At 56.4% G+C, this 2,502-nt stretch carries 4 protein-coding genes; 2 read left to right on the plus strand and 2 right to left on the minus strand.

The features are described from left to right. Positions 1-193: 193 nt before the first annotated feature. Positions 194-469: a hypothetical protein gene (locus WA354_RS03100; protein WP_472811547.1), complete on the minus strand. Its 276-nt coding sequence runs from the start codon at positions 467-469 to the stop codon at positions 194-196. 328 nt (positions 470-797) lie between these two features. Between WA354_RS03100 and WA354_RS03105 the strand changes: the two genes are divergently transcribed. Beyond that, the gene (locus tag WA354_RS03105) at positions 798-1,358 is read left to right on the plus strand and encodes a tyrosine-type recombinase/integrase (RefSeq protein ID WP_472811548.1); all 561 of its coding nucleotides are present in this window, start codon (positions 798-800) and stop codon (positions 1,356-1,358) included. Then, the gene (locus WA354_RS03110; RefSeq protein ID WP_472811549.1) at positions 1,271-1,510 is read left to right on the plus strand and encodes a tyrosine-type recombinase/integrase; all 240 of its coding nucleotides are present in this window, start codon (positions 1,271-1,273) and stop codon (positions 1,508-1,510) included. Before WA354_RS03105 ends, WA354_RS03110 begins: the two co-directional genes overlap by 88 nt. Before the next feature lie 147 nt (positions 1,511-1,657). Here the strand turns inward: WA354_RS03110 and WA354_RS03115 are convergent. Further along, a partial coding sequence (locus WA354_RS03115; RefSeq protein WP_472811550.1) for an ABC transporter permease occupies positions 1,658-2,502 on the minus strand: 845 nt, incomplete at its 5' end.

A 2,502-nucleotide genomic window follows, 5' to 3' on the forward strand; every position in this document is an offset into this window, starting at 1 on the left:
TCGCGCCAAGGTTGGTATCACTCGCGAGCAATTGTTGGAAGACGCCCGAAGCTATGTGCCCCTGATTCTTGGCAAGTAAATCTAACGCACTTCTCGGGGGGGAATGCGTCTGGACGGGTGCCAAATCGCCAAACCACTCCGTGACAGAGGCGATCTGCTCGGCTTACGGCTCAATTGTCGAAGTTAGCCACCATTACCAGCCGATCACGGCAATTTTGTACGCCAGGAGAATGGCTACGGTCCCTATCGCGATCCAGGCGGACAAAATGTAGCGTCGGAAGAAGTACAACGTCACACCTATCCAGCAAGAGCAACCAGCTATTAAAGCGCCGCCCACATACGGCATAGCGGTTGCCGCCGAGAAGTTCGTGCCATGAACGTACCTCAGCCGGAAGATCTCACCTAGCGTCCTGACCACGATAAGGAATTGAGTCGTGATTCCTATCTGGGCCCAACGTTCTCTCGTCATGGGCAGAATTGTAGCTGGATGCCGGCATATGCGAAATCGCCGACGCGCTTTCGGACTCTAGGCTCAAGGCCGAAGATTGTTTTAGCTTGTGCATGCCAGCGGTGTGGAGGCCGCCTATATGCGCAAGAGGAACAGAAAAGCGCCCTGCCGCAAGATCGTATTGCGGCTGCCGGATCTCGATCAGACGAAGTCCGCCGTGTTGAACAGCCTGAGTTCGCCGTGTTCGAGGCGAAACTATAAATTCGCGATGGAGCAATTCATTGCTTGGTATTGTTCCGAACCGAGACTCGCATTGAATCGGGCTGTAGTTCTGAGATTTCGTCTGCATTTGGAATCTCTTGGCTTGGCGCCGGGCACCATCAATCAGCGGCTTGCGGCTGTGAGACGTTTGGCCTACGAAGCTGCGGATTCAGGCCTGCTCAGCCCCGAACTCGCTGCAGGCATTCGTCGCGTGAAAGGTGTGAAGCAGTTGGGCACCCGCACTGGGAACTGGCTGACTCGCGATCAAGCTGGACTACTCCTCGAGAAAGCTAACGGCGACGATCTGCGCAGCCTTCGTGACCTCGCCATGATCTCAATACTGCTGGGCTGCGGATTGCGACGTGCCGAGCTATCTGCCCTGACTGTGGAGGACATGCAGATCAGACAAGGACATTGGGCGATCGTGGATCTTGTCGGCAAGGGCGGTCATGTTCGGACCGTGCCCATGCCCCGCTGGGTCAAAGAGGCGGTGGACCACTGGATGACCAAAGCCGAGGTACACCTTGGGGAAAAGGAATCTCCGAAAACATCATCTGGTACGTGGTTCGGCGTTGCGCCCAACGGATACAGCTGGACCATCTTGCCCCGCACGACCTTCGCCGAACATGCGCAAAGCTCTGTCATATGAATGGCGGCGAGTTGGAACAGATCCAGTTCCTTCTTGGGCATGTCTCAGTGTTGACGACCGAACAGTATTTGGGCTGCAAGCAAAACCTGGAGAACCCCGTCAATGATCGTTTCGGATGCCTTTTCGCCCGCCTACGCGTCGAATTGCGCTAAGCTCTGTTCACGTCAACGCAGAACGAGGATCCACCAGGCAGAGATTTGTTTGTTAACGATGGAACATCGTTATCCTCCTCGATAGCCAAGTGGAGCACCGCGCATACGCCTGATTCGCTCAAATTCACGGCGAGTTTGAACAGCGGCTTACAGCTCGCGAATCGCGGTCACGGGGTTCCGACGCATCGCTCGATGTGCGGGAAGGTAGCATGCTAGCAACGACATTGCTCCGAGGAGCATGAAGACGGAAACGACGGTGACCGGATCGTTGGCGCCGATTCCGTACAACAGCCGGGCGATAATGCGTGTCACTCCCAACGCAAACGCCAGTCCTAACGCCAGCCCGATGCCTGTGAGCCACAATCCCTGCAACAGCACGAGCCGCAGCACATCGACGCGCGAAGCGCCCAGCGCCATTCTTATTCCGATCTCGTGAGTTCGCATTTGGGTTCGATAGGCCACGACTCCGTAGATTCCGGTTATCGCAAGAACCAGCCCAATCAGCGCGAACATTCCCGCCAGGGCGCTCTGTATGACAGCGAAACTCCTCGCCATCTGGGTACTCTCGCGCATGGGACGCACATCGAAAACCGGCAGCCGTGAATCGATCTCGTCGATGGCGTTTTCCACTGCCGGTGCCAGGTCGGCCGGATTTCCCTCGGTCTTCACCTGCACGATCGTCTCGTTCCCGTTCTGGAAAAAGCTCATATACACCATAGGCTCCGGCGACTCATTCACGAATATATGCGTTGAATTCCTCGCAACGCCGACTACCGTGAAAGGGCTGCCGTTCACTCTGAGTTTCTTTCCCAGCGGATCCTGTCCTGGCCAGTAGAGCCTCGCCGCAGTCTGATCCACGATTAGCACCCTCGGGGCCTTTTCATCGTCATCCGGCGTGAACTCGCGTCCTTCCAGAATGGGTATATGGAGGGATTCGAAATACCGCGGGGCCACGTCGGCGTGGTACACCTGCAAAGATTCATGCGGGTGTG

Source organism: Occallatibacter sp. (genome assembly GCF_049802275.1).
GTDB lineage: Bacteria > Acidobacteriota > Terriglobia > Terriglobales > Acidobacteriaceae > Telmatobacter.